13 protein-coding genes and 10 pseudogenes are annotated in these 25,617 nt (G+C 58.4%); 12 read left to right on the top strand and 11 right to left on the bottom strand.

Features of this window, described 5'->3' with window-relative positions:
* Positions 1-407 precede the first annotated feature (407 nt).
* The 4 genes and pseudogenes from JG739_RS33230 to JG739_RS33215 form a co-directional block, all read right to left on the bottom strand.
* Positions 408-1,145 carry a GntR family transcriptional regulator gene (locus JG739_RS33230; protein ID WP_199202952.1) on the bottom strand — a complete coding sequence of 246 codons (738 nt, stop codon included), beginning with the start codon at positions 1,143-1,145 and terminating at the stop codon, positions 408-410.
* Between the two features lie 382 nt (positions 1,146-1,527).
* Positions 1,528-3,177: a pyridoxal-phosphate dependent enzyme gene (locus tag JG739_RS33225; protein WP_244750043.1), complete on the bottom strand. Its 1,650-nt coding sequence runs from the start codon at positions 3,175-3,177 to the stop codon at positions 1,528-1,530.
* Positions 3,178-3,203: 26 nt separating this feature from the next.
* Positions 3,204-4,085 carry a GHMP family kinase ATP-binding protein gene (locus JG739_RS33220; protein WP_199202950.1) on the bottom strand — a complete coding sequence of 294 codons (882 nt, stop codon included), beginning with the start codon at positions 4,083-4,085 and terminating at the stop codon, positions 3,204-3,206.
* Between the two features lie 401 nt (positions 4,086-4,486).
* A pseudogene (locus JG739_RS33215) lies at positions 4,487-5,134 on the bottom strand (transposase); the annotation flags it as partial.
* A 577-nt stretch (positions 5,135-5,711) separates the two neighbouring features.
* On the opposite strand from JG739_RS33215, the pseudogene JG739_RS33210 reads away from it, so the two are divergent.
* The 5 genes and pseudogenes from JG739_RS33210 to JG739_RS33190 all read left to right on the top strand — a co-directional run.
* Positions 5,712-6,236: pseudogene (locus JG739_RS33210) on the top strand (transposase); the annotation flags it as partial.
* 627 nt (positions 6,237-6,863) lie between these two features.
* On the top strand, positions 6,864-7,958 hold the full coding sequence (locus tag JG739_RS33205; protein WP_199202949.1) for a pyridoxal-phosphate dependent enzyme: 1,095 nt from the start codon (positions 6,864-6,866) through the stop codon (positions 7,956-7,958).
* A 512-nt stretch (positions 7,959-8,470) separates the two neighbouring features.
* Positions 8,471-9,640, top strand: coding sequence for a M24 family metallopeptidase (locus JG739_RS33200; RefSeq protein ID WP_199202948.1), 1,170 nt, complete (start codon positions 8,471-8,473; stop codon positions 9,638-9,640).
* A 153-nt stretch (positions 9,641-9,793) separates the two neighbouring features.
* A pseudogene (locus JG739_RS33195) lies at positions 9,794-10,611 on the top strand (DUF3991 and toprim domain-containing protein); the annotation flags it as partial.
* A 373-nt stretch (positions 10,612-10,984) separates the two neighbouring features.
* Positions 10,985-11,686 (top strand): IS6 family transposase, encoded by a 702-nt coding sequence (locus tag JG739_RS33190; RefSeq protein ID WP_006329070.1) that lies wholly within the window; start codon positions 10,985-10,987, stop codon positions 11,684-11,686.
* A gap of 423 nt (positions 11,687-12,109) precedes the next feature.
* On the opposite strand, the pseudogene tnpC reads toward JG739_RS33190, so the two are convergent.
* Positions 12,110-13,366 (bottom strand): annotated as a pseudogene (tnpC, locus tag JG739_RS33185) (IS66 family transposase); the annotation flags it as partial.
* Positions 13,367-13,442: 76 nt separating this feature from the next.
* A complete protein-coding gene (tnpB, locus tag JG739_RS33180; RefSeq protein ID WP_202367930.1) occupies positions 13,443-13,736 on the bottom strand; it encodes an IS66 family insertion sequence element accessory protein TnpB in 294 nt (97 codons plus the stop codon).
* Between the two features lie 18 nt (positions 13,737-13,754).
* On the opposite strand from tnpB, the gene JG739_RS33175 reads away from it, so the two are divergent.
* Positions 13,755-14,456 (top strand): IS6 family transposase, encoded by a 702-nt coding sequence (locus tag JG739_RS33175; protein WP_199202916.1) that lies wholly within the window; start codon positions 13,755-13,757, stop codon positions 14,454-14,456.
* 57 nt (positions 14,457-14,513) lie between these two features.
* On the opposite strand, the pseudogene JG739_RS33170 reads toward JG739_RS33175, so the two are convergent.
* Positions 14,514-14,698: pseudogene (locus JG739_RS33170) on the bottom strand (IS6 family transposase); the annotation flags it as partial.
* 489 nt (positions 14,699-15,187) lie between these two features.
* On the opposite strand from JG739_RS33170, the gene JG739_RS33165 reads away from it, so the two are divergent.
* Entirely contained in the window at positions 15,188-17,638 is a 2,451-nt protein-coding gene (locus tag JG739_RS33165) for a Ulp1 family isopeptidase (RefSeq protein WP_244750042.1), read from the top strand.
* A gap of 514 nt (positions 17,639-18,152) precedes the next feature.
* On the opposite strand, the gene JG739_RS33160 is transcribed toward JG739_RS33165, so the two are convergent.
* Positions 18,153-19,220, bottom strand: coding sequence for an IS110 family transposase (locus tag JG739_RS33160; protein WP_244750041.1), 1,068 nt, complete (start codon positions 19,218-19,220; stop codon positions 18,153-18,155).
* A gap of 59 nt (positions 19,221-19,279) precedes the next feature.
* Between JG739_RS33160 and JG739_RS33155 the strand changes: the two genes are divergently transcribed.
* Both JG739_RS33155 and JG739_RS33150 read left to right on the top strand, forming a co-directional pair.
* Positions 19,280-19,981, top strand: coding sequence for an IS6 family transposase (locus JG739_RS33155; protein WP_006329070.1), 702 nt, complete (start codon positions 19,280-19,282; stop codon positions 19,979-19,981).
* A 53-nt stretch (positions 19,982-20,034) separates the two neighbouring features.
* Positions 20,035-20,268: pseudogene (locus JG739_RS33150) on the top strand (hypothetical protein); the annotation flags it as partial.
* Positions 20,269-20,275: 7 nt separating this feature from the next.
* Here JG739_RS33150 and JG739_RS33145 read toward each other — a convergent pair.
* Both JG739_RS33145 and JG739_RS36580 read right to left on the bottom strand, forming a co-directional pair.
* Positions 20,276-21,793 (bottom strand): DDE-type integrase/transposase/recombinase, encoded by a 1,518-nt coding sequence (locus tag JG739_RS33145; RefSeq protein ID WP_199202461.1) that lies wholly within the window; start codon positions 21,791-21,793, stop codon positions 20,276-20,278.
* 109 nt (positions 21,794-21,902) lie between these two features.
* Positions 21,903-22,016: pseudogene (locus tag JG739_RS36580) on the bottom strand (IS6 family transposase); the annotation flags it as partial.
* A gap of 73 nt (positions 22,017-22,089) precedes the next feature.
* On the opposite strand from JG739_RS36580, the pseudogene JG739_RS36575 reads away from it, so the two are divergent.
* Together JG739_RS36575 and JG739_RS33135 are read left to right on the top strand one after the other, a co-directional pair.
* A pseudogene (locus JG739_RS36575) lies at positions 22,090-22,494 on the top strand (IS256 family transposase); the annotation flags it as partial.
* A gap of 68 nt (positions 22,495-22,562) precedes the next feature.
* A pseudogene (locus JG739_RS33135) lies at positions 22,563-22,745 on the top strand (DDE-type integrase/transposase/recombinase); the annotation flags it as partial.
* A gap of 1,209 nt (positions 22,746-23,954) precedes the next feature.
* On the opposite strand, the gene JG739_RS33130 reads toward JG739_RS33135, so the two are convergent.
* Complete coding sequence (locus JG739_RS33130; RefSeq protein ID WP_199202942.1) at positions 23,955-25,310, bottom strand: IS5 family transposase; 1,356 nt, start codon at positions 25,308-25,310, stop codon at positions 23,955-23,957.
* 192 nt (positions 25,311-25,502) lie between these two features.
* Here JG739_RS33130 and JG739_RS36300 point away from each other — a divergent pair.
* Positions 25,503-25,616: pseudogene (locus JG739_RS36300) on the top strand (AAA family ATPase); the annotation flags it as partial.
* Between the last annotated feature and the right edge of the window lies 1 nt (position 25,617).

Below are 25,617 nucleotides of genomic sequence, written 5' to 3'. Positions count from 1 at the left end.
ACAAAGCTTTTGCCCGAAAGGGCGATGCCTGAATCGTTCCGTGGGGACGACGGGCGAGGCGATCTCGTTGAGAGTCCCGAACCTGCCGGCCAAAACTCGGCAAGGTCGTGAAACAGATTGAGACGCCTCGCTCTCCTGACCCCATCATGCGGCGGCCAGAGCGCCGATCGCGAAGAGAAGCGAGTGACCTACGGGACGGTCCAGAAAAAAGTGCAGGAGTGGCTTGACCTAAACGACCCCAATCAGAGAAGGCTCTGAGGAAGATTCAAACGGCACTTCTGGGGAGTATTGCTCCGGCACTGAACCCACGGCGTGTTTGGCACTGCGCACGCACTGGCGGTTCGCCATGTCGCTTCGCCCCCCTCCAGGCCCTTAGACGGTAGAATATCAGCCGTCAGACTTGGGCGTCACGGCCGCTCTCTAGACCCGCGGTTTCCCAATTCTACCGAGTATGCCAGCCGATCAAATGGCGATTCGGCAATTCCAAAGACCGAGAAGGAAGGGTCTACCGTGGTTAACTTGTAGAGGCGTCGGAGTGTTGGATAACCATTAGGAATCCCGAATGCCTGTTGTGCCGCCTCTGAGGCTGGTGCGGCATCAACAAGTAGCCTTGTATTCCGAAAGCGTGTTCCTTGATCGCGCAGTGCATCGCTTACAAGCTTATCTCCAAACTCGTCAACGACTTTGTCGTTTAAAGAAAGCGGCAAGTAGGACGTGTCGAATATTATTGGCTTCTCCTCGGCTAATATATGCTTTCGTATACAAAGCATTGTTCCAGTTGGTGCATCAAACTCCTTGAAAGCGGGATCGCGGATTATCTCCCTTGTCACCGATGTTATTTGAATCGGCGGTCTATGCCTAGATCGCTGAAAAACTCCACTCGATATGACGCAGAAATCTAGGTCACGAATGAACCTGCGTCTCTCTCGTACGAAGATTCCAAGTCCAGGGACGGTACGAAGGATTCCTGTAGGCTGAAGGTCTCGCAGCGCACGCTTGATAGTTATTACGCTTACGCCGAACTCCTCTGCCAATGCGGCGATGGGTGGCAGAGGCTGCTCTACTTTGTATTTGTTTTCCATCACTCGCCGCATAATCTCTTGTCGTACCTTTTCGTGCAAACTAACCGTAATTGGTCCAGTCATTCGGCAATCTCCCAGTAGGTATGCTAAGCGCAACCTCACGCCAGTTATAAGTCGAGCTACGACTTGATTGATCTGATTTTGACCGAAGGCGAAACCGGCTTAGCAAGGCGGTTGCTTCATCAACATCAAGCGGGTGCCGCAGCGTAGTTAAAAGAAAAACCCCGAGCGATACAGGGTTTGTGATGCCTATGCGACCCCGCGTTGTTGAAAGTTATGCCAGATTGGCGATGCATCCCATTTAAGATGACGTTATTTGCCATCTCGACGTAGGAAATATGCAGAATCAGCGATGCTTCGAGGTCACAAACTTAACAGTTGAAGCCATCAAAGCCATGAGTGCAAATGGTATTGAAAGTCGACAATAAAATTGCAAGCTTCACTATTAACATTCATGGCCAAGTATATACTCAAAGATATTCTGAGTTCCGACTGATCCGCAGTAAGTGGCGCCTGTATCGCGAAAGCCTGATTTTAGATACACCTTTCTAGCCATTATATTGCGGACGTTTACTGCAAGCATGAGGCTGACGGCCGCTGGTCGGGTAGTTAGGATCCATTCTGCGGCAAGTCTCATGGCTGCCTTGCCATATCCACTGCATTGATACGCGGGCCCCACGCGAAGACTGTGCAACGTGATCGCGCCTGGTGGTGCCCATTCCGGCACCGCCTTTTTTTCACGCAGGACAAAAAACCCAACGGCTTCCTCGCTGACCACGATCGAGAAGGGATGCTCAAATTCGGAACAAGTGCTATTTCGAAGCTCCGAGAACACCACGTGCAACGGGTCCACAAACTGTTCCTGCTCGGGATCAAGCTTCAAATGGACGACTGCGGCGTCGTCAAAGCGAGACAAAGCTCTCAGGGTCGCATAGCACGCTTCGGAAGTAGGCGTGATCGCCCTGCCGTGCGCGCCCCCAATCGGTTCCAGAGGATTTTGCTTTATCGACTGCGAAGGCAAGCGGGTTCCGGAAGATGACCGGAGGAACGAACGTCCGCGCGCATGGTCCATCGGGCTGCAAAGCACTTCATCGCGAGTTCGCCTGCCCCAGGCGAAATAGGACCAGCCCGTCAGTTTTTCCGTGGGCGCAGCGACAGCCGCTGGGTCTTCGCGCATCGATTGAAGCCATCCAGAAACAGACGCGAGCCGGTCCTCGTTATAAACGGTCTCGACGTAACGATGTCCCTCATCAGGAAAGATGGCGACGACTTTCTTGCCAGGATTTTTCTGTGACCACCAGTTCGCAACTCCATATGCAGCACCACTGGTAGGGCCCATAAAAAGCCCATGGTCCCGGTGTAACTGGCGAGTCACGTGAAATGCTTCTGCTGGCGTCAGCCAATGCACCTCGTCGAAGTGTCTGTGATCGACATTGGAGGGAACGATGCTACCTTCCAGCCCGCTGAGGTGTCGCTTGCTACCAGGTTGCCCAAACAGACCTGACTTGGGCGAATCAACGCCAATGGTATGCAATCCCGGGAACGGCACTCGTAGGTACTTGGACGTACCGCACATGGAGCCTCCTGACCCGACGGGGCCAACCAGGCAGTCGATCTTTCCAACTCTCTCGATGAGCAACTCCGCTAATTTCGCGTAGGCGAGCGGATTGTCCGGATTTGAATGATGGGAGGGCCAATAGCTGCCGGGTATCTCTTTAAGATACACGCTCAGCCTGTTCAAGCGCGCCTGCTGAAATCCACCACCGCGCGCTGGCTTGTCCACAACGTCCAAGTGCACATTAAGCTGGGCGAGGCGTGTATGAAGGTGCCGATCAAGCGCCGAGTCGCTCACCAGTGTAAGTTTGTAGCCGTACTGTGCACAAAGCATGGCCAAGGCAAGCCCAAAATTCCCTGAAGACGAGTCGCAGATGTTGGCACCTGTTTTCAGCAATCCTTGCTCCACAGCCCGTTCCAGAATGAACCGGGCAGGTAGAAGCTTCATGAGAAAAAAGCTGGCGCCATACAGGCCATCTCGCAGTTCGACAATTCTCGGATTCTCAAAATCCTCCAGGTTGCGCATCAGAACTCGGCTCATCACTTTGTGTTGCTCCCAGGTCCGATTCAGTGCCGGAAGATCGAAGTCTCTAAACCTAACTCTGTCAGGTCACGCATCGCTAGATCCATGCTTTCGGGGCTTCTTTCGTTCGCTGGGTCGAACATTATGCCGACAACTGTCCCGCTGTGAGCAACCTGTACGCCTAGACCGCGATGGCGAGTGCAAATCGCTTCGATATCGGACAGGCGGGGTTTTGGGAGGAATCTCTCGTTTATTAGAGCGCTTGCGGTAGCAACTCGGCCAAGCAGACGAAGATCGGACTCGTTGATCGCTCTCCGCATAACACTCCGGAGCGGCCGAAAGACTCCGATCTCAAACGGATTATACTGAGCCGGCTTGAATAAAAGGGTGTCAACAGTTTGGCTGGGAGTTGTGTCTATGCTGATGAAGTCGATCGCCGGAAGCGGCTTTCTGAACGACTCTATCACAAATCCTTCGCGATGTGCGAAGAGCACCGCTTGCTGCGAAAACAGCGTCGAATCGCATGCCGTCTCCGCACTTACCGCAATTTCCATTACGCGATGAGGTGTTGATTGGAGGTCCAGGTAATTGAGAACGGCCAAGATGCTGGCGAGCACATCAGCGGTAGATGAGCCCATGCCGCGCCCAATGGGGATGTTGCTTTCTATTGTCAGATGTCCGCCAATCGTGATCCGGGCGAATGTCTTGAGCGCGAGCTCCACGGCGCGTTTTGCCTTTTCGCAATGCCGTGGGGTAACGGACAACCTCTCTTCGCCGTTCGTCTTGAACTTGGCTTTCGACTTGAGGTGGCGGCAAGGCAGCGATATCAGGCCACGGTGCAGACGAGCATATTGGTCCTCAAAAATGCCTTGAACGAGTTCGCCATGATGACCGATAGCTTCACCGCATCCTTCTGTTGCGCGCATGGTAAACCTCGCCATTTAATTGAATACCTAAGTGAGACTTACGTTTGCTGCCCGCTGCCCACGACATCAAATCGGCGGGATTTGCTACCGCCTTACGAGAAAAGCCTCAAAAATCGTGCCAACTCCAAAGAAAGACCTAAGAGGTATCTTTCTGGAAGATATTCAACGGCTTAATGAGAAGGTCTGAGTCGGTTCGAATAGCACTTGTCGCAAACGTGACAAACACAACGGTAGTGTCGTTCATTCATTGGGCCAGGTGTCGTTTTGGGTGGCCGATAGAAATCTAAGATAATGCGCTTCTCACCCCATCGCTCGACGAGATTAGACGGCAACGCCGACCACACTCCGCCAGAGAGCCCGAGCGACATTGCCGTGAAGCGCATTTATGAAGGCGCGACGTGACCCTTCATCGCTCCGGTCCACTGCGCCGCCGGGTCGGACCTCGACACGAACTTCGGCTTCACCTCGCTCGCTGCACCCCACGCGGCATCGTCCAACGTGTCGAGATACTCCTGTACCGAGCGGCGTGTTGCCGCCATCGTCTCCCAGTCGACCTGCTCCGATCCCTCGGCTGAACGCTGCTTGTTCGCGTCCGCTCTGATGAGGCTGGCATCGACGGCGAAGCCCTCGTTGCCGACGAGACCTTCTTCGATGCACCGGCGCACCGTAGTCTCGAACAACTCGCGCAGCAGATCGCTGTCGCGAAAGCGGCCGTGCCGGTTCTTGGAGAAAGTGGAATGGTCCGGGACATCACCCTCCAGGCCAAGCCGGCAAAACCAACGATAGGCGAGATTCAGATGCACTTCCTCTCAGAGCCGGCGCTCGGAACGAATACCGAAGCAGTAGCCGACGATCAGCATCCGAATCATTAGCTCCGGATCGATCGAGGGCCGGCCGATCTCGCTGTAGAACGGCCGCAGATGCGAGCGCAGCGCGGACAGGTCGACGAACCGATCAATCGAGCGAAGCAGATGGTCTGATGGCACGTGACGTTCGATGCTGAACTCGTAGAACAGCGCTTCCTGCATCACGGTCCGCTCGCCCATCATCGACTCAATCTCCTTTTCCCAAGGAGACTGAATGCTTTAGAACGGCTTCAAGCCGGACTTTTTCAACACAATCGTCGAAAACGAGGCATTGGCGCCCTTGGGTTTCTGGGGAGCTCGTGATGTTCAAGGGCCGGCCAAGTTCGACCTATCGGTGATCCTGCTGTGCGTCCTGGTATCTGGCCGCCCAGTGATCTGGAAGATGGAAGGCACTGGATGGTCAAGGGCAGCCGAGACCCGCCGTGCCGCTACGTCTTCTGCGACACGGCCAACCCCCTGCACTATCGCTTCCGGCGCGGCCGATCCGAATCGGTCAAAGCCGGCACCTCACAATGGCATTGAATAGGATCCTCGCGGCATCAAACGCAGTGTCCGGCCCATGCTCGGCTTCAGTCCTTCGCCGGCGCCGTCCCCGACGAGATCGAAATGGTCGCCACGTTGCGGAAACGACAGGCGCGGTACATCTTCAATCCGAATCCCCTATCCGAGCAGTTCGAAATCGTCGCATTAGTGGAAAACAGATGCGGCCCGCCGTTCTGCACCCAGCATCACACTTTGCGACCGAACCGCCGCGCCGGCGCATGAGCGCGGGATCGAGCCGCACATCCCTGTCTTCGATAAGTCAGAGCGCCGCGATGGCACCTTCGAGCGGGCAGAGTTCAGCTATGATCGCAGGCGCGATCTTTACACCTGTCCAGGCGGCAAGGAGCTCAGGCAGTATCGTCGGCGCTTCGCCTCACCCCGCGACGGTGTCGACGACGAGGGCTTCATGCGTTACCGCGCCAGCAAGCTCGACTGCGACGCCTGCGCTCTCAAGCCTCAATGCTGTCCGAACGCTCCAGCCCGCAAGATCCTGCGCTCCATCCACGAGGGTGCGCGCGACATGGCCCGTGATATCGCCGCCATCGACGCCTATGTCACCTCGCGCCGCGAGGGAAAGAAGGTCGAGATGCTTTTCGCGCACCTCAAACGCATCCTGAAACTCGATCGCCTGCGACTACGGGGACCGAATGGCGCCCGAGACGAGTTCCACTTGGCAGCCGCCGCCCAGAACCTCCGGAAACTCGCCAAGCTGATCCCGGTGCCGACGCCGAAACCGGCGTGAGAGGCCCTGGCCTCCGAACATCCTCAAATGGCGATCAACGAACACGCGGTCATCAGCGTCATCAGCCGACTTCTTCAACACAATCCGACAGAAGCGGCAACTTCCATATTCGGGAAGCGCACCGGCCGGGGCGGTAGGGCGACTTGCTTCCCCAAGCGCGTCCCGGTCATCAAGTTAGCCAAATAATCGACGCGACTAGATCATGACAAATCTGTGGGCTGGGGCTGCGGTGGCCGGCCGCGACGGATGGAACAAAATGGCTGGAGTCGCACACGCATCAGCCAGCCCATTCAAACGCACCATCGTGAATACGATAGGCTAAAAAATTGAAATGCAATCATATTCTCACTTTCTCCTCGACCAAGTCGAATTGGCATGAGATTTGAGTCATGCAGTGCAAAGCTGCGGGAGCTGTCTACCGGCCTTCCTTCTCAGCACCCCAATTGAAGAAGCGAAGGGAGAATGCCAAGTGCCAACTTGCCGTCACTCCGGCATGGTCGCTGGCCCGTTTAAATCGGGAGATAAAGAACCATGGGCCTGCAGCGGTGTAAAACGAACAAGACGGCCCGTGGGGCTGTAGTTCTGCCGTTTCGCTATTTTGAAGTGTAAAGTGAGGGCAATCGAATCATGGATATACCCAAAAAACCGTTTGGTGCGAACGTCGTCGAGGCACTCTCCGTGCCGCAATTCATACAAGTCTCGCACAATCTCCTTGCCGCGAAATTCGATCTAATGAAATTTACACCTGCGAAGCACATTCTCGATACTGCACTGGCAAACGGACATTTAAGCGCCGGTGGACATGTTGTTGAAAGCAGTTCCGGCACATTCGCCTTAGCTCTATCTATCCTGTGTTCTTTATATAACTTGCGCCTTACGCTTGTTACCGGTCCGACGTCGCAAATCGTTCGCTGGAGACTGGAGAATTTGGGAGCAGCCTTGCATACTGTCCACACCAGCAAAAATTGCGAAGGTGGGATTCAGCAAGCGCGTCTGGAGGTGTTGTCCACATTGCGCTCATCAATGCCTGATAGTTTTTGGCCGCAACAATACACGAACCCGTTGAATTCTCTCTCTTATGGACCGATTGCGAAGCGAGCCCTCCTAACACAGCCAAAAATCCATTCTGTGGTTGGCACGGTCGGTAGCGGCGGATCGCTCTTTGGAATTGCATCCATCTTGCAACGCGAGAACCCGGATTTAGAAGTAATCGCGGTCGACCACAATAGAAGTGTGATTTTTGGTGCCCAGGCCGCGCGGATCAGCAAGATGTGCAGGGGAACGTTTGAACAAATTCTCGCGATGGGAGCAGGAATACCCATGGGCAACGTGAATTTCGAACTCTGCGACGAAGTTCATTGGGTGCCAGTTCCGAAAATGGTTCAAAAGGTCCACGATTTCCATCGGCAAACTGGAATGCTTGTCGGGCCGTCAAGCGGTGCCGCTCTTGCTGTGGCAGAGTGGCGTGCAGCTCAGGATCCTTCGCGATACGTCCTGACTATTCTCCCAGACCACGGCGTCCGTTATGTGGAGACAATGTTTGATCCCCGATGGTTGAACACCTGGAATGAGGATCTTGCTCGGGATTGGCGAGGGCCAAGAGATATTTCTTCGCCAGAAGAGGTATCGGAGGGATGGTGTCGATTCACATGGGGTCGACGAAGATACCGAGATGTCGCCGGGAGCGATCCGGCGCCCCGCCCCGCCGGGTATGATCCGTGAGATGGACGTGCACTTTTATTGCGGATATCATCAAAAAGACGGGACATCGGTTTCGCAAAATTCGCGGACATCAGTGCTTGGGCAATGAGAATGCACGCATCGTATAGACCATCAGGGCGGGGCATCAATCTTCCGCGACAATCAGCTTTTGCTTGGCGACATCTGCACTGGTGCTGCCAGGCGATGGTTTGCAAATTGTGGCTATTCGACACGGGTCGGAAAAAGGTCTGATCGACCAATCGATTAAGTCGACGCTACGCTGAAGTGCAATCTGGGTCTCAGGAAGCACCCTTGCCGCGCGCCGGCCAGAGGGCGCCGAACAAGGTATGCGCTTTGATGGCGCTGGTGGCGGGCTGTCTAGGCCGCGTGCCACGGCGCGCCCATTGGGATTGGCCCATCGGCTTGTGCTGCGGCATAACGTAGTCACTGGCTCTTGGAACATTTCATGGCCAAACCAGTATTATTATACCCGGTATAACAATTCGGTTTGTTGTTTCAGTCAAGGTGATAACATGTACGATAGGCTTCTCGTGCGCGCGGATGAGTACCAGGAACGCATCGACACACTTCGCAAGTGCATGGCAGAACAATCTGTTGATGCGTTCGTGATCTCAGACCGAGACAACTTTGAATATTTCAGCGGCTACAAGTCTCTGTTCTGGGCGTCCAAAGCCCGGCCTTATTTTCTGATCGTTTGGAAAGACAGCGACGCAGTGATGGTCGTGGCAGCCGCTGCCGAAGCGAAGACATTTTCTCAAACGCCCGAACTGCCTGGAGGTCTGGTGCACCGGCAGTATTCCGGCTTCGTTGAGGGTGCGGTTGAGAAAGTGATCGAGGTTCTCGGGCAGACCGACCTTCGCAGAATTGCGCTGGATTACGGATTCGAGAGTTTCGGCATCGGTTCTCTCAGTCTAGTAGAAAAGCTAAAGGACCAGTTTAATACAGCACAGCTTCTAGAAGGTGCGGATTTCATTTGGCCAATCCGAATGATCAAGACACCGGTGGAAATTGCCCAGAAGCGGCTTACGCTCGAAATTGCGCATGACGCGTTCCACCATTGCCTGAAGAACGTGACGCTGGGAATGACGGAAAAGCAGTTTGCTAAGGCATTGACGATGGACCTGATCGAGCGTGGCGCTGAATCTGTTCCATGGCTGCCAGTGCGTTTCGGACGCAAAGATTTCGCCTATAGTCTCCCGCCAACCGGTCGGGCGCTGGCAAAGGATAATTTCATCTGGGTCGATATCGGTTGCCGCATGTTTGGTTCGATTTCCGACGTCAACCGGATTGCCAAAGCAGGGCGCGCCACCAACGAAGAGCAAAGGATCTACACGCAGGTCCGAAACATGACGATTGGGACCTTGTCTGCAATGAAGCCAAGTATGACCGGCGCCGATGTCTATGCCGTGTTCGAAGCGTTTGCCAAGCAGACTGGGTTAGGGCTGCCGAGTGCAACCGCATCCCGGATCGGCCATGGGTCTGGACGCAACCTGACGGAGCCACCCTCGATTGCGGCCACCTCGAAGGAGGTGATTCAGGAGGGGATGATCATCCACGTCGAGCCGAAATACGAACTGGACGGCGGAGTATTCCAGTTGGAGGAGGTCGCCGTGGTGACGGCGGACGGCGCCGAACTCATTTCAAAGCTTTCCGAAGAACGGTTCCCTGAAGTTCTGCTCTAGTTCCAAAGTATTCGCATGCGGAACAATAAACGAAGATCTGAAAGTCTTCGTCGCGAAACTATGTTCTCATCCGCCGGTTGTCCGATACCAAATATTTGTCGTGAGGAAGGAAGCAGATAAAAGACGCGAGGGCCAGTGAGCTTCTTCCACATCATGCGAGGAATATTCGAGGGCTTCGACATCACCGCGGCCGTAACCATGCTTCGCCGTGGCGATGATATCATCATCGTCATCCATGAGGGCAAGGGATGGTTCGACCCGCTGTCGGATGCAAAGGGCGACGTCTATTCACTGGTGCAACATCTGGACGGCGGCGATTTCCTGGAAGCCTTCGTGCAGGTAGCCTCGCTTGTGGCATTCGTGCCGAGTGAGCTCGAATGGAAACGGCAGTCCCGGGAGATCGAACCCGACCAGTCCGTCCCGCAACGATGGGCGGCGCGACGCAAGCCGTGGCGCGGGTCGGCGACATGGCGCTATCTGCGCGATGAGCGCCACATTCCCGAACAGGTCATCAGGACAGCGATCACTCAGAACGTTCTGAGGGAAGGTCCGCGCGGCAGCATGTGGGCGGCCCACAGCGACGCGGCCGGTATCGTCACCGGCTGGGAGGAGCGCGGCCCGCAATGGCGTGGTTTTGCGGCCGGAGGCGGCAAGGTGTTGTTCCGGTTGGGGACGATGACGGCCACCCGCATCTGCGTCACCGAAGCGGCGATCGACGCCATGAGCCTGGCCGCGATCGAGCGGATCCGGCGCGACACGCTGTATGCTAGCACCGGCGGCGGTTGGTCGCCGGCGACGGACACGGCGCTTCGCCTGTTGGCAGGAAGGCCGAACACGCGGCTTGTAGCGGCCACTGACGCCAACCCACAGGCGAGGCATTCGTGTCGAGGCTGCGTGAGCTTGCCGGCGAGCTCGCCTGTGACTTTGAGCGGCTGAAGCCGCTCGCCGAAGACTGGAACGCGATGCTGCAGGGATGTGGCATCCGCGTGACGGCGCCGATCACTCAACTGTGCCGCAGATTGAAGATCGCCGGCCCGCGCTTTGCCATGGTCATCTCAACTCGAAAAAGTGCGCCGCGCTGGCATGACAGCCGGTTCGCGCCGCCAAACTGGGGAAGGCAAGAAGGGAGAAAGGAAACCCGGGTGCCGCATGCCCGCCGTTCGCGTGCAAGGGTGAAGCTTCGCCCGGCTACGCCGGCCCTTGACCCGCCCGGACGGACAGGCGGCCGCAGGGGAGGGTCATGAAGGGCTGAAGATGATGGGCATCCACGAGGGTTCTGTTGCAAACTTTTTCGTTACGGGTTGTCTGGCAAGTGACCTCCGACATTTTTTTAGGAGGTTTGTGATGTTCAGAGGCCGGCATTTCGACCGATCGGTCATCCTGGTGTGCGTTCGCTGGTATCTGGCATATGGACTGAGCCTGCGCGATTTGAAGGAGATGATGGCCGAGCGTGGCATTAGCGTTGATCATTCGACGATCCATCGCTGGGTTGTTCACTTCTCGCCCTTGCTGCTGGAGCGCTTCAACCGGCGCAAGCGCGCAGCGACCGGCAAATGGCATGTTGATGAAACCTACATCAAGGTCCGAGGGCAGTGGATGTATCTCTACCGCGCTATCGACAGCGTCGGCGACACGGTCGAATTCTATTTCAGCGAACATCGGGATTTGCCGGCGGCCAAGCGTTTCTTCAGGAAAGCGCTGGAGCGCCATGGGCGTCCCGATCGTGTCGTCATCGATGGTAGCCAGACCAACCAGGAGGCGATCGTTTCCTGCGATACGACACATCGATTGCAGGATCGCTGCAGGCGCCGACCGAAGCCGATCCGAATCCGCCAAAGCCAATACTTGAACAACCGGATCGAGCAGGACCATCGGCGGATCAAGCGCCGTGTTCGGCCGATGCTCGGCTTCAAATCTCCCGCAGCCGCAAGCATCATCCTCGACGGCATCGAAATGCTTCACATGATGCGCAAACGACAGGCGAGGTTCGCCTTCAACCCAAATCCGTCATTGGCCGAGCAGTTCGATATCCTCGCCGCCGCATAAGCACCGCCCGCCATCTCTTCTTGCTTCAGTTCAACAAAAATTTGCAACAGAACCATGTCGAAAGCTACCGGCGCAGATCCGCCATGGAAGCCAAACGCCAGCGCGGCAGGCCCGCCTCCTACGCGACAATCAAAAACATGCACGAGCTTGTCGCGGAGCGACGATCAGAAAACGACGAAAACCTTGCCAGCGACAATCAGCATGATAATTTGCCCATGACCGCGCTCTGAGAGTCTCATCCAGATTGTCGCGCAGGTCTCTCCCAGATCGCCGCGCTATACCATATGCCAGATACCAGCGAACGCACACCAGGATGACCGATCGGTCGAAATGCCGGCCTCTGAACATCACAAACCTCCTAAAAAAATGTCGGAGGTCACTTGCCAGACAACCCGTAACGAAAAAGTTTGCAACAGAACCCGCGACAATGGCCACGGACTTTTCCTGACGTAGCGCGGCGCGGCTTCCGGCATCCTTGCCGCGGACCTCGTCCTCGACCTTCCACAATTCGGTCATGGCGATGATCGAATCCGTCGCGGCCTGCGAGACCCCGCTGATGTGCAGGTCGTAGAATTTGCGCCGCAGGTGAGCCCAGCACCCGGCGAGCCGGATTGTTTCATTGCTGCCGGCTTTGGCCCGTGCCTTGACCAGGTTGGTATAGGCCGAGTAGCCATCCACTTGCAGGATACCGCTGAATCCGGCGAGGTGGCGCGCCACGCAATCCGCACCTCTGCTGTCTTCAAAACGATAGGCAACCATTGGCGGACTGGTTCCGCCATAGGGTCGGTCATCCCGTGCGTAGGCCCACAACCAGGCTTTCGTGGTTTTCCCGGAACCAGGGGCAAGGGTGGGCAAGGTCGTCTCGTCGGCGAAGACCCTTTCGCCCTCCTTGATGCGCTCCAGTATGTAATCAGCAAGCATCTGCAGCTCGAAGCCCAGATGCCCCATCCACTGCGCCATCAACGACCGGCTGATCTCGACGCCGTCGCGCAGATAGATCGCCTCCTGCCGATAAAGCGGGAGGCCGTCGGCGTATTTGGAGACGGCGATATAGGCGAGCAGCCGCTCCGTCGGCAGCCCGCTTTCGATGATGTGCGCCGGCGCCAGAGCCTGGACCACGCCGTCACGGCCCCGGAAGGCGTATTTGGGACGGCGCGTGACGATGACCTGGAACTTCGGCGGCACGACGTCCAGCCGCTCGGATCGATCCTCGCCGATCAGAACCTTTTCAAGCCCCTCGCAGTCGGCCGGGATTTCCGGCTCGACGACCTCCTCGATGCGTTCGAGGTGGGCAGCAAAGCCCTTGCGCGGACGCGGGGCGCGCTTCGGCTTGTTCCCGACCGCGCGGTCGAGTTCGCTCCGGATTTCCGAAAGGCCGGTCTCGACCTCTTCGAAGGCAAAGGAGGCCTGCTCGTCGTCGATGGCCAGGCGTAGCCGCTCGGAACGCGTGCCATGTTGCGTGCGCTGTAAAACTTTCAGGATTGACGTGAGATTGGCGATCCGCTCGCTGGCGCTTTTCTCGACAGCTTTCAGCCGGGCGACCTCCGCCTCAGATGCTGCGATCCGAGCGTCGGCGACTGCGATCCGGGCCTCGCTTGCAGCCTGCTCGCGAGCCATGGAAAGGATCATCGCCTTCAGCGCATCAACGTCGTCGGGAAGGGCAAGACCCGGTAGAACCATGGCAAGCAACAGAGCACAAAAACAGCCGCTTTCCCAACCGTTCCAGCCGCATGATTCATCTTGCCGCAGGCCGGTTTCAGCCCGTCGATAACGGCCGCCTGACCCTGGCCGGACGAATCTTTTTCCAGTCCAGTCCGGCCAGAAGCGCCATCAACTGGGCGTGGTCGAGACGCATGCGCGCGGCCGATATCCCCGGCCAGCAGAAGCTGTGATCTTCCAGAGTCTTCGAATAAAGACAAACCCCGCTGCCGTCCCACCACACGATGCGAACCCGGTCCGCACGCTTCGAACGGAATACGTGAAGTGCCCCCGAGAAGGTTCTGTTGCAAACTTTTTCGTTACGGGTTGTCTGGCAAGTGACCTCCGACATTTTTTTAGGAGGTTTGTGATGTTCAGAGGCCGGCATTTCGACCGATCGGTCATCCTGGTGTGCGTTCGCTGGTATCTGGCATATGGACTGAGCCTGCGCGATTTGAAGGAGATGATGGCCCAGCGTGGCATTAGCGTCGATCATTCGACGATCCATCGCTGGGTTGTTCACTTCTCGCCCTTGCTGCTGGAGCGCTTCAACCGGCGCAAGCGCGCAGCGACCGGCAAATGGCATGTTGATGAAACCTACATCAAGGTCCGAGGGCAGTGGATGTATCTCTACCGCGCTATCGACAGCGTCGGCGACACGGTCGAATTCTATTTCAGCGAACATCGGGATTTGCCGGCGGCCAAGCGTTTCTTCAGGAAAGCGCTGGAGCGCCATGGGCGTCCCGATCGTGTCGTCATCGATGGTAGCCAGACCAACCAGGAGGCGATCGTTTCCTGCGATACGACACATCGATTGCAGGATCGCTGCAGGCGCCGACCGAAGCCGATCCGAATCCGCCAAAGCCAATACTTGAACAACCGGATCGAGCAGGACCATCGGCGGATCAAGCGCCGTGTTCGGCCGATGCTCGGCTTCAAATCTCCCGCAGCCGCAAGCATCATCCTCGACGGCATCGAAATGCTTCACATGATGCGCAAACGACAGGCGAGGTTCGCCTTCAACCCAAATCCGTCATTGGCCGAGCAGTTCGATATCCTCGCCGCCGCATAAGCACCGCCCGCCATCTCTTCTTGCTTCAGTTCAACAAAAATTTGCAACAGAACCTTTGTACTTGCTCTTGCGGATACGGATCGGCTTTAGCGCTCGTCGCGATCGATTCCGCAGACGGTATTCGGCGTCGCAGGAAATGATCGCCTCATATTGGTCGGGCTGCCGTCGATGACGATGCGATCCGGTCTGCCGTGGGCCTCCAGGGCCTTCCGGAAGAGGCGCTTGGCTGCCGGCAGGTCGCGGCAGGTACCAGCGCAGGCACAGCAGGATCACGGATTGATCATTGATCGAACTGACGGGCGTTTGAACATTGCAGCTCTCCGAAAATGATCGTGGCTCCTTGCCACAGTGCTGGTGATCAAGACGTAGCAACAGATCCGCGGGAAGCGGTGGCGATTGGCGCTGACGGGCGAAGCGATCATCACTTCGTCCTATGCTCCAAAAGCTGACGGCCAGTCAGCGTGCATCGGCAGTCCCCTGGGAACCATCACCATGTCCGGCCAGAATGGCTGAATATGAATTGTGCATGACGGCGGTTCCACCGATAGGCGCTAGTATATTTGCTTGTTGTGATACCGGAGACCGCAATGGACAATACAGGCGGGCCATGGCCCTACGATGCTCCCGACGACGCTGAAACCCGTTGGGTTGCGAGTCTGACAGGAGGAACGGAGGATTTTATCCAAGGCTATCAGGCTCTAAGGGCGCAGCAAGCGGCCATGGAGCGGCAAATGAGCGAGTTGAACCTGGGCGGCTCCACTGCTGATCCAGACAGAGGTGCGATTCGGCGCACGTCCGTGGGTGGGTCGATGCGCATGCCGCCGCCGCCCGACCTGCAGGACAACCAGTTCAGCAGCGCGCGCCACAGTATAGACACGTCTTACGCAGCCTCGAACCGCTCGCGCTCCAGGCATTCGACCGCCTCGTCGGAGGCCTATTCCTCCTTCTCGGAGGAGCCGGCAATCGCCCCCCAGCCGAAAAAAAGCGGTGGATTGAAATCGTTCCTGAAGACAGTGAAGAAAGCCTTCGTCCCGAGCAGCGGCAGGAAATCGTCCGAGGGTTCGAGACAGCAAACGGAGCTTGTCCTTGAGTCGACGCTTCGCATTGATTCTGCCAAGCGCGGGCGCGCGGACGGTCCGGACGAGCGCCTCTTTTCCGAGTTCAGGGCCGCAATGGACGAGGCCAGGAACAGGGACCCCGACAACAGCCATGCCGCCGGTACCGTCAACAATTGGTTATCCGCCCTGCGCGGGTTCAGCGGCTGGCTCCAGAACCAGTCCGGCTTGACAATTGCCGGCCTGCTTTACGACAGCACTCTGGCTGACCATGCGGCGGCGTTTGTGGCCGAGGGTGGCAACAATCGTGTCCATAGAGCCTTGGAGGTCCTGCGGGATTTCCTCGCCGGGAACGTTAGGAAGTCCCGGCCCGCCGCTGAGGACGAGCACCTCATTTTCGAGTTCAAGACCGCAATGGACGAAGCCAGGAAGAGGGACCCCGACACCAGCCATACCGCCTCTACCGTGAGGAGTTTTGGATACTTCCTGCGCGGGTTCAGCGTCTGGCTTCAGGTTCACCCCAGATACTTGTCAATTACCGAACTGCTTGACAACAATGACAGCACTCAGTTGGCTGCCCGTGCGGCGGCATTTGTCGATGAGGGTGGCGACGAACGTGTCCACCCAGCCTTGAAGCTCCTGCTGGATTCCCGCGCCGGGAACGTTAGGACGCGCCGTACCCTGGCCCCTTATCCCGACGACGCCCGCCTAATCGACGGTTTCTGCAAGCACAGCTTTGGGCCGGAGACGACTGCAGCACAGAGGGGCACTATCAACAAGTTGGCCAGCAGGCAACGCGGGTTTAGTGATTGGCTCCGAAGGGAAGGAAAGCCGAGCATAGCGAGCCGACTCAACGGCAATCAGGAGCAGATAGACGACGGGTTGAAGGATGATTTTCGGGCATTCAAGGAAGCCAATGGACCGACCGGGGGCGGCGTGGCTTTAGACAAGCTTCAGAAGTACCAACGGGTCGTTGCGCCTAACGAAGCGTGGAGAATGCCCCCTGAGCAGGCGGGTTGGCCGCAGCAATCTGGCCAGTCTCCAGTGTCAGGTTACGATCCGGATCCGTTGTGGGATGAGCTGTCCGAACGCGGACGGCTGGGGCCTGCCGGGTCGAGCTCAACCTGGTCGCCGCAGTTGCCATCGGGTTTTGATCTAAATCAGTGGCCGACGCCGGAAGCCGGGCCATCGTCGTCTGCAAGGGCTCGGTCAGCACACATCTACAGCGGGCTTGAGCCTCTGGTTGATTTGCCGTCCACACCGCACGAGCTTCGCGATGATGCTTATTCTGCGCCGGTATGGGCCGGCCCATCAACTCGCACCCGGGAATTACCTGACATTGGACACTTACTTGGCAAATGGGACCACGGCCCCCGACAGGCCTCGTACGTTGTGATTGACCTCCTGCAGAACAGCTGGGTCGCGCCAAGCCAGTTCGCTCCACAGACAAGCTTCTTGATCAACGGTGAGCTTTACACGGCCGAGCTGCAGCTAGACGGAGAGGTTCATCTCACCCATCACCCTGGAGCTTGGCTCGGCGAGAGGCAATGGCTGGGCGACGAGCACATCTCCAGGGATTACGATCTCCTGCGGGGCGAGTTGCAGCAGATCGATCCGGGTCTGGCCGCCCGGACGCGGCTCGTGGATCCCCCTTTTGTCCAACTTCTGCGATTCAGCCCCGCGCGCTGGCAACGCCACTTCCGGGCGATCGTCCGGGACGGCGGGCACGGTTCGGATACGGCCGACTTCCTGTTCCTGCCGGTGAACGATGCCAGTGCTGCTAATCTTCAGGAGCGCGGCAGCCACTGGTCGCTGCTGCTCGTCGATCGCCGGGACCGAGAAAACCTGGTGGCCTATCACTACGACTCCTACAGGGTATCCCGTCACGAGGACGGCTCCTCTAAGGGATACAATCACGAGCGTGCAAAGGAGCTTGCAGACCGGCTGGGCGCCCGGCTGGAGTCACCCGAAATGGCCCGGCAGGATAACACTGATGATTGCGGCGTCTTTGTGGTGGACGGCACGCGGGCGCTGGTTACAGGATTGGCACAAGGGCTGCCACAGCCGCAGCACCTTAATAACCTCGTCATTGATCGGCGGGCACTGCAAAACCGGCTGCGACGCTGATCCGCGCGCCTGCGCGAATCCGATGATGCCCTTGCGCTGATGGAGCTGAATTGGGCGACTGGAGCTATGGTGGATTCGGGTGACGAGGCTGGTCAAGCGGCGCTCGACATTCTCGCCTCGGTCCGGTCCAGCGCTTCTGCCTCGCAACTCTCAAAACTGGCGGCCAACAGGCTAAAATCGTCAGAACTTCGGAATCAGGACACTCTCATGATTGCTGACAATGGCCTTTGGCGTAGAAATTGGCCCGCCGATCCGATCGGCGGTCGAGGCGCTTGTACGGCGGATATGAGGTGCAAGAGGCGGGACTTGAACGTCGGTCAACAATCTCTCATCCGCGGGTCGGGCCGCATGACCTTGTTTCGTTTGGGGCTGCCTCTGTCTAGATGGCGAGCATCGAGGCTCATAGTGGTGACGAGGGCTCCCCGGCATTGTCCCGCCTCCAGCGCCGCATATCGCGCCGAGGCTGATCTTGGGGTTTTGCGATCTCCTCTGCTGGCTGTCTGTCAAATAGCGGTCACGCCGCCTTTGGCGCGGATTGAACCGTGCAGGCGATCGACCAGATGAAGCCCACCATCTCGCGTGCGATGGCGACGTTGACGACGTTGGCGTTCTTGCCGCGCGCACTCAGCCGACGGTATCGGGTGCACAGCCGAACCTGCGCTTTCCATCCGATATCGCGAACGACTTTTGGCAGCGCCTCGATCCGGTCGACCTTGTGCCGGCCGATGCGCGCTCTCATCCGGTAAGCCCAGGCGCCTTCGACCAGCGCGCGCCGGGCATGGCTGTTGCCGGTCTTGGTGATGCCGCCGCGCCAGACGGTCTCACCACTCGATTGCTCGCCAGGCACCAGGCCGAAATAGGCCATGAGCTGGCGTGGATTGGAGAACCGTGTGAAGTCGCCGACCTCCGCGACCAGCACCACGGCATTGATCAGCGCGATCCCCCGCATGGCCTGCAAGGCGTCAACAACCGGGCGCTGGTTCCATTCCGGGAGAAGGCTGAGTATCTGTTCCTCGACCTGCTGCAGGCGCCGTTCCGCATCCATGACGGCATCGACGTAATCCTGAAATGCGATCTGCTGAGCGGGATGTTCGAAGGCCAATGTCGAAAGCCATCGCCGGTAAGCCATTCGCCAGGCCGTCCCACGCTCGTGCTTGCGCCCGTGACGCAGCAGAAATCCCTGAAGATGTTGGCGCGCTTGCGTCACCACTTGTCGTACGACGCTGCGTAGCCGGACCAGGTCGCGCATGGCTTCGTGATCGGCGTCGGGCACCCAAACGGGGGTCAACTCACCGGCTCGATTGAGGCGGGCGAGCATGGTGGCATCGCGGCGGTTCGTCTTCAACCGATCGCCGGGCTTCCGCGGAATCAGCGACGGCGCCACCACGTCGCACCGATGGCCAAGCCTCGTGAGTTGGCGATGAACGCCATAGCCGCACGGGCCAGCCTCATAGCAAAACGCCAGTGGCTTGCCGGACCGCCTGAGACGATCGCACAGCTTGCTGATGGCAGCAGCGTCATTGGCAATCTCGCCGAGATATTCCACCGAGCCGGAGTGCGGCGCGGCGAGGTTCTGTTGCAAACTTTTTCGTTACGGGTTGTCTGGCAAGTGACCTCCGACATTTTTTTAGGAGGTTTGTGATGTTCAGAGGCCGGCATTTCGACCGATCGGTCATCCTGGTGTGCGTTCGCTGGTATCTGGCATATGGACTGAGCCTGCGCGATTTGAAGGAGATGATGGCCGAGCGTGGCATTAGCGTTGATCATTCGACGATCCATCGCTGGGTTGTTCACTTCTCGCCCTTGCTGCTGGAGCGCTTCAACCGGCGCAAGCGCGCAGCGACCGGCAAATGGCATGTTGATGAAACCTACATCAAGGTCCGAGGGCAGTGGATGTATCTCTACCGCGCTATCGACAGCGTCGGCGACACGGTCGAATTCTATTTCAGCGAACATCGGGATTTGCCGGCGGCCAAGCGTTTCTTCAGGAAAGCGCTGGAGCGCCATGGGCGTCCCGATCGTGTCGTCATCGATGGTAGCCAGACCAACCAGGAGGCGATCGTTTCCTGCGATACGACACATCGATTGCAGGATCGCTGCAGGCGCCGACCGAAGCCGATCCGAATCCGCCAAAGCCAATACTTGAACAACCGGATCGAGCAGGACCATCGGCGGATCAAGCGCCGTGTTCGGCCGATGCTCGGCTTCAAATCTCCCGCAGCCGCAAGCATCATCCTCGACGGCATCGAAATGCTTCACATGATGCGCAAACGACAGGCGAGGTTCGCCTTCAACCCAAATCCGTCATTGGCCGAGCAGTTCGATATCCTCGCCGCCGCATAAGCACCGCCCGCCATCTCTTCTTGCTTCAGTTCAACAAAAATTTGCAACAGAACCATGTCGAAAGCTACCGGCGCAGATCCGCCATGGAAGCCAAACGCCAGCGCGGCAGGCCCGCCTCCTACGCGACAATCAAAAACATGCACGAGCTTGTCGCGGAGCGACGATCAGAAAACGACGAAAACCTTGCCAGCGACAATCAGCATGATAATTTGCCCATCGTATTGCCTCACCCTGGAATGCTCCCGAACGATTTTCCGTTGCCTCACCATAATGTTCCCCAGGGCTAGGATTCGATCAATGGGCGATCGGCTCGATTGCCGGCTCCACGTGTATTGGGCCGAACACCATCGCGTGTGCCTTTTCCTTCCGCCAGATCTTCAAGCGGCGCTGCAGCGTGCGCAGAAGTGGATCAGGATATTGCCCCGGCTGCTCCGCCTGCAGACGCACCAGTAATTCGCGGCTGGTCCGCCAGGGCTCTTCGTCGAACCACGCGCGCAGCTGGCCTGTGACCTTCACAAGCGGATCCGGTCGACGACGACCCCGCTTTTGCATCGGCTTGGCTCTTGCGGTGGGGCGGACTTCCCCCTCCTTCCAGGCCGTCCGCAGACCCGACAGGAACTGGTCCAGCGCCGGATCGTTCACCACCAGCGCCGGCGTGCAGGATTCATCGGCAATTTCGACGAGGCGCTGCTGCGCCGATCGCATCTCCTGCAGCAGCTTTACCGGGTCCAGCCTCGCCTGTGTTTGCGCCAGCCTGGCCCGAACCGGTTCAGGCGTGCGTGGATCGGCCAGCAGTCGCTGGCACGGTGTTGCCGCAGGGTGATAGCGCTTGCGCATGCGGGCGCCGTCCCGTTCCTTTCCGGCCAGCTTGAAGGAGGGCTGAAAGAAGTTCACGAACAGCCGCACCGTTGCGTAGAGTTGTGCCAGAGCCGCAGCGGCTTTGAGTCCCTCCAGCCGGCGATAGCCGACGATGCGCCGCACCACGGCGCCGTTCTTCTGTTCGACGAAGGCCTGGTCATTTTTGCGGTAAGGACGGCAGCGGGTGAACTCGATGCCGGCCTCCTGACAGTAGTCGCGTATCGTCTCGTTCAGGAACACGCTGTCATTGTCCGTGTCGAATCCGAGAAGCTGAAATGGCAGGAGCCGACGTAATTCCGTCAGCACCTCGCTCAGCAGCTTCTGCTCACGCACCAGCAAGGGCGCGCATTCCGTCCACCCGCTCGCGATGTCGGTAAGACAAAGCGTTTGTATGAAGCTTCCCCGCGCCGTCGGTCCGCTGTGCGCCACCAGGTCGGCCTCGACGAATCCAGGCGGCGGATCCTGCCAATCGGAGAAGGTTCGGATCGGAATGCTGCGCCGCAGCGCGGTGGACGCTGTGCTGCGACGGCGTCTCGGCCCACCAGCGATGTCTCGAACCTCGCGAAGAGCGCGATCGATCGTGGCCGCGCTCATCGCCAATAGACGTGTACGGATCTCGGCGGTTAGATGCAGATGCCCGTGACGTTCCATCGCCTCCACCAGAATCGGAATCAGCATCTTCAGACGCTTGCCGCAGATGCGATCCGAAGCTTCCCAGAGCACGATCAGCGCTTCGCGCACCGCGTCGTCATAAAGCCGGCGGTCCGGCCGCGGCCCCGAACGATGCGCCGGTGGTCCACTCCGCAGCAAACGCATGGCATGCTTGCGGTGAAGGCCGCTCACCGCCGCGAATTCATCGAGAATGCGCGTCTTCTCTGCCCGATCGCCTCGGGCGTAGCGCTCCGCTACCACTTTCACCAGCTCATCCCGCGTCGCCATGCTTATCCGCCTCATCTGATTTGCTCCCGCCCCAAAACTGCGGGGAGCAAATCAGATGAGGCAACGACCTAACATCCGGGAGCAGTTCAGGCGATGCAATGCGCCATGACCGCGCTCTGAGAGTCTCATCCAGATTGTCGCGCAGGTCTCTCCCAGATCGCCGCGCTATACCATATGCCAGATACCAGCGAACGCACACCAGGATGACCGATCGGTCGAAATGCCGGCCTCTGAACATCACAAACCTCCTAAAAAAATGTCGGAGGTCACTTGCCAGACAACCCGTAACGAAAAAGTTTGCAACAGAACCTCTCGCCGCCGGTCTGGTGAAGGACTACGAGGCCAGCTGCCGAGCGCGGTCGCCATGCTTCATGGACGACTTCGAAGCGGCAATTGCGCATCTGAGAATGCCGATCACTCACCGCCGCGCCATCAGGACCACGACTCTTCTGGAACGTCTGTTCGTCGAGGAGCGGCGCAGGCTAAAGATCATTCCCAATGCCTTAGGCGAGAAGCCCGTTCTCAAGCTCATGCTCGGCGCCATGATCCGAGCTGCCGAGCGGTGGCGGGCAATCAGGATCACCGACTTCGAGCGCCGCCAGATGACCGCCGTCAGGTAGGAACTCGATCAGGAATACGAGACCCAAAACGATCTCGACAAGAAAACAGCGGCAAAGGAGCCCCGCCAGAATTTATCCAGCAGTTCCCGGATTTGACCCAATAGAGAGCCGTAAGTGCTGAAAAGTGCACGTAGGGTTCGGGGAGGATAAGCGCAGCTGCGCTTCTTACTCCACTCCTGATGGGCCGCGGCTTCTGCTACCTCGTTGCTGTGGTCCAGTGTTTCAGGCGCAAGGTATTTAGCTGGCGGCTGTCGATCACCATGGATGCGGCCTCTTGCATTGAAGCCCTCGAGGAGGCGCTGGCGAAATACGGTAATCCCGAGATCTTCAACTCCGATCAGGGCACCTACCTGCATGCCTATACTAGCGTGCCGGGGGCACGCACCGCGATCGCCCGGTATCTGATCTTCTACAATCCTGTTTCATAACACCCATCTGTATATGTCATTGAAGCGAATAGGCTATCCTGATCGGGATGCGATCCCGCGGGGGCATTTGGGGTTTTGTCGCGCGCGACGAACAATCCGCTGGGCTTCCGGCTTCCAAGTTCCGATCGCTTGAAGATCCAATAGGGAGGCGCATTGCCTCAAGCAAAATGTTACCGATAGTGCCCCTATTCCGAACGGGATGGACAGGTCGTGCCATTCCCGTTCGGGGGACGGATGGCGGGGCTCAGCATGGCGTCACGGTCGGCACTGATAGCGGCGATCATGGAGCGTTATCGAGCGGCGTGTCAAGATGACAAGCGGCGCATTCTGGGTCAATTCGTGGCGGTAACCGGCTATTATCGCAAGCACGCGGTCCGTGTTATGAACCGTCGTGAGCAGAGGCCGTCTGCGGGCAAGAGCCACAGCCGCTTTTACGGCAGCGATGTCCGCGAGGCGCCTCATCGTGTTGTGGGAGGCTTCGGAGCGGTTGTGTTCCAAATGTCTTAAGCCGTTGATCCCTGTCTTGTTGCCTGCGCTTGAGCGACATGGCCGGTTAGCACTCGATGAGGCGCTCCGCGGCAAACTGCTGACAGTAAGCTCGGCGACGATAGGTCGGCTTTTGACCGAGGTGCGGATTCCGACGTTTTTCGGCCGTGTATTCCAACTTGAAGCTGGCCGCCGTTCCGACGTGAAGCCGGCCACCATTCCGATCAGTTCCGGCCACTTTGAGACCTGAGAAGGAGCACCTGGGTCAGCAACTTTGGCATGACGGTCCTTTGGAACAAGGGACGCATGATGCCGGCAAAGAGAAGGCTGACCATGAGACATCTACGACAAATGCTGCGGCTTGCCGGTGACGTCGGGCACCCAGGTTCTTCGCAGCACTCGCCTTGGCACGGGGCGACGGCCCGATACGGCGCCGATCGTCGTTGAGCTTTTCGGGCCCCCCTACCGTCGAGGATGAGCAGGTCGGTTCTTGCCAGCGCCTTCAGCATCCTGGCGGCCACAAAATCGACCTCAACAAAGCCGGGCGGCGGATCATTCCAAGTCGTCTGTGAAGAAGGTTGATTTCGGGATCGGAGGCGAAGCGGGAGCATTCCCACCCGCCATATCAGAGCTGATATGGCGTCAGGCTGATCGCGGCCGGATTGGTGGCACTGCAGCGGACGTGAGCAGTACCAGGAAGAAGGCACACAAAAGCCTCAGCCAGTTGAGCAGGAGGCTGAAGTTATAGCCGACGGCTGCAAGGACAGCGTTGTTGGCATCGCCCTCGGAGAAGGCCAGGAAGTTGCGGCCCATGCGGTGGTCGTTCTTGAGATGGCCGATGACGGGTTCTACGGCGGCCCGGCGTCGCAGCGCCCGTTTGACGGCCTGGGTGAGGCCGCGCTTGTAGCCGGCGACATGGACCTTGAACATCTTGTCCTTCGGCGCGTTGTGGCCGCGGTAGCCGGCATCGGTGACGATCTTGCCGAGGCTGACGCCGATGGTGTCCTCGATCGCCGGGATGATGGTCGCCAGCGTGTGGCCGTCATACGGATTGCCGGGCAGCGCCTTGACATGGGCGACGAACTGGCCGCCGCGGCTGCGCTGCAGCGGGGTGGCGACGGAGACCTTGACGCCGAACTCGTAGGGCTTGTGGGCCTTGCCCTTGCCAATGCACTCGATCTCCGGAGCGTGCAGGGAATACACCTTCTTGCCCCGCTCGCGCTGGCGCTGGTCCCTGACGCGCCGGGCCAGCGACAGCGGCAGGGCAAAGACCTGCATCAGCTCTGGCCGCATGGCGAGCTTGCGGACGATGTCGCGGATCACCGCTCCCAGCATGGTGCGCAGGCGCTTGAGTTGCCGGTTGGCCCGCTTGAATTGCTTGGCATGGGCATAGCGCTGATGCTTGATCAGCGCGATCTTGCCGACCCGCGCATAGGACTGGCGCAGGGCAATGCCATGCTTCCTGGCCAGCTTGACCAGCCGCTCGCGGGCGCGATGCATCAGCTTGGCGTCGGTCGGGAAGGTGATGGCCTTTTCCTGCACGGTAGTGTCGACGATTACCGCGCGGAAGTCCGACGGCTTGGCCGCCCCCAACCTGGTCGCCGCCGCAAGGCTCTCCTGGAGCAGAGCCGTGAGCCGTTCTTCGCCCATGCGCAGGCGCCAGCGCGTCAATGACGTGCGGTCGAAGGGCAAGCGGTGCTGGAAGAACTCCTCGCCGCAGAACAGCTGGTAGTAGGGGTTCTCCAGCCAGCGTTCGCACAGGCTTTCGTCGGACAGGTTGTGCATCGACTTGAGGATGGCCAATCCCGCCATCAGCCGGGTCGGCAAAGGCGGCCGGCCAGGATCGTCGTCATAGACCTCGCCCAGCCGTTCTTCGAGGAAACGCCAGTCGATCGTCTTGGCCAGCTTCACCAGCGCATGATCCATATTGAGAATGTGGTCGAGCCGGGATCGCAACAGGTCCGTCTGGCCGCTCTCGCGCCGTTCCTTCGGTCGCATCGCTCGCTTCCCTCGCTGCTTCGTCATCGTCTCGAATCACGCAGAACAAGCGCATCCAATTTGCCGGAAACCGCAGCCCAAAGCCACGAAATTCGGCAATCTGAAAACCGAAATCAGGGGAAATTGTTAAACGGAATCAAAGCATTCCGAGTTTTTCACGGACGACTTCCAATCGCCGAAGGTGCGAACTAGCATCCCACCATCGCAGATGCCATCCTCGATCGCCTCGTCCACAACGCCTATCGCATCGAACTGACCGCTTCCTGTTTCATCGGTCAGTTGAACACGCGTAGGGCGTTACCTTGAG

The sequence above is a fragment of the Mesorhizobium sp. L-2-11 genome, assembly GCF_016756595.1.
Taxonomy (GTDB): domain Bacteria; phylum Pseudomonadota; class Alphaproteobacteria; order Rhizobiales; family Rhizobiaceae; genus Mesorhizobium.
The sequence above is the reverse complement of the archived record's forward strand: the minus strand, read 5'-3'. Positions and strand labels throughout refer to the sequence as shown.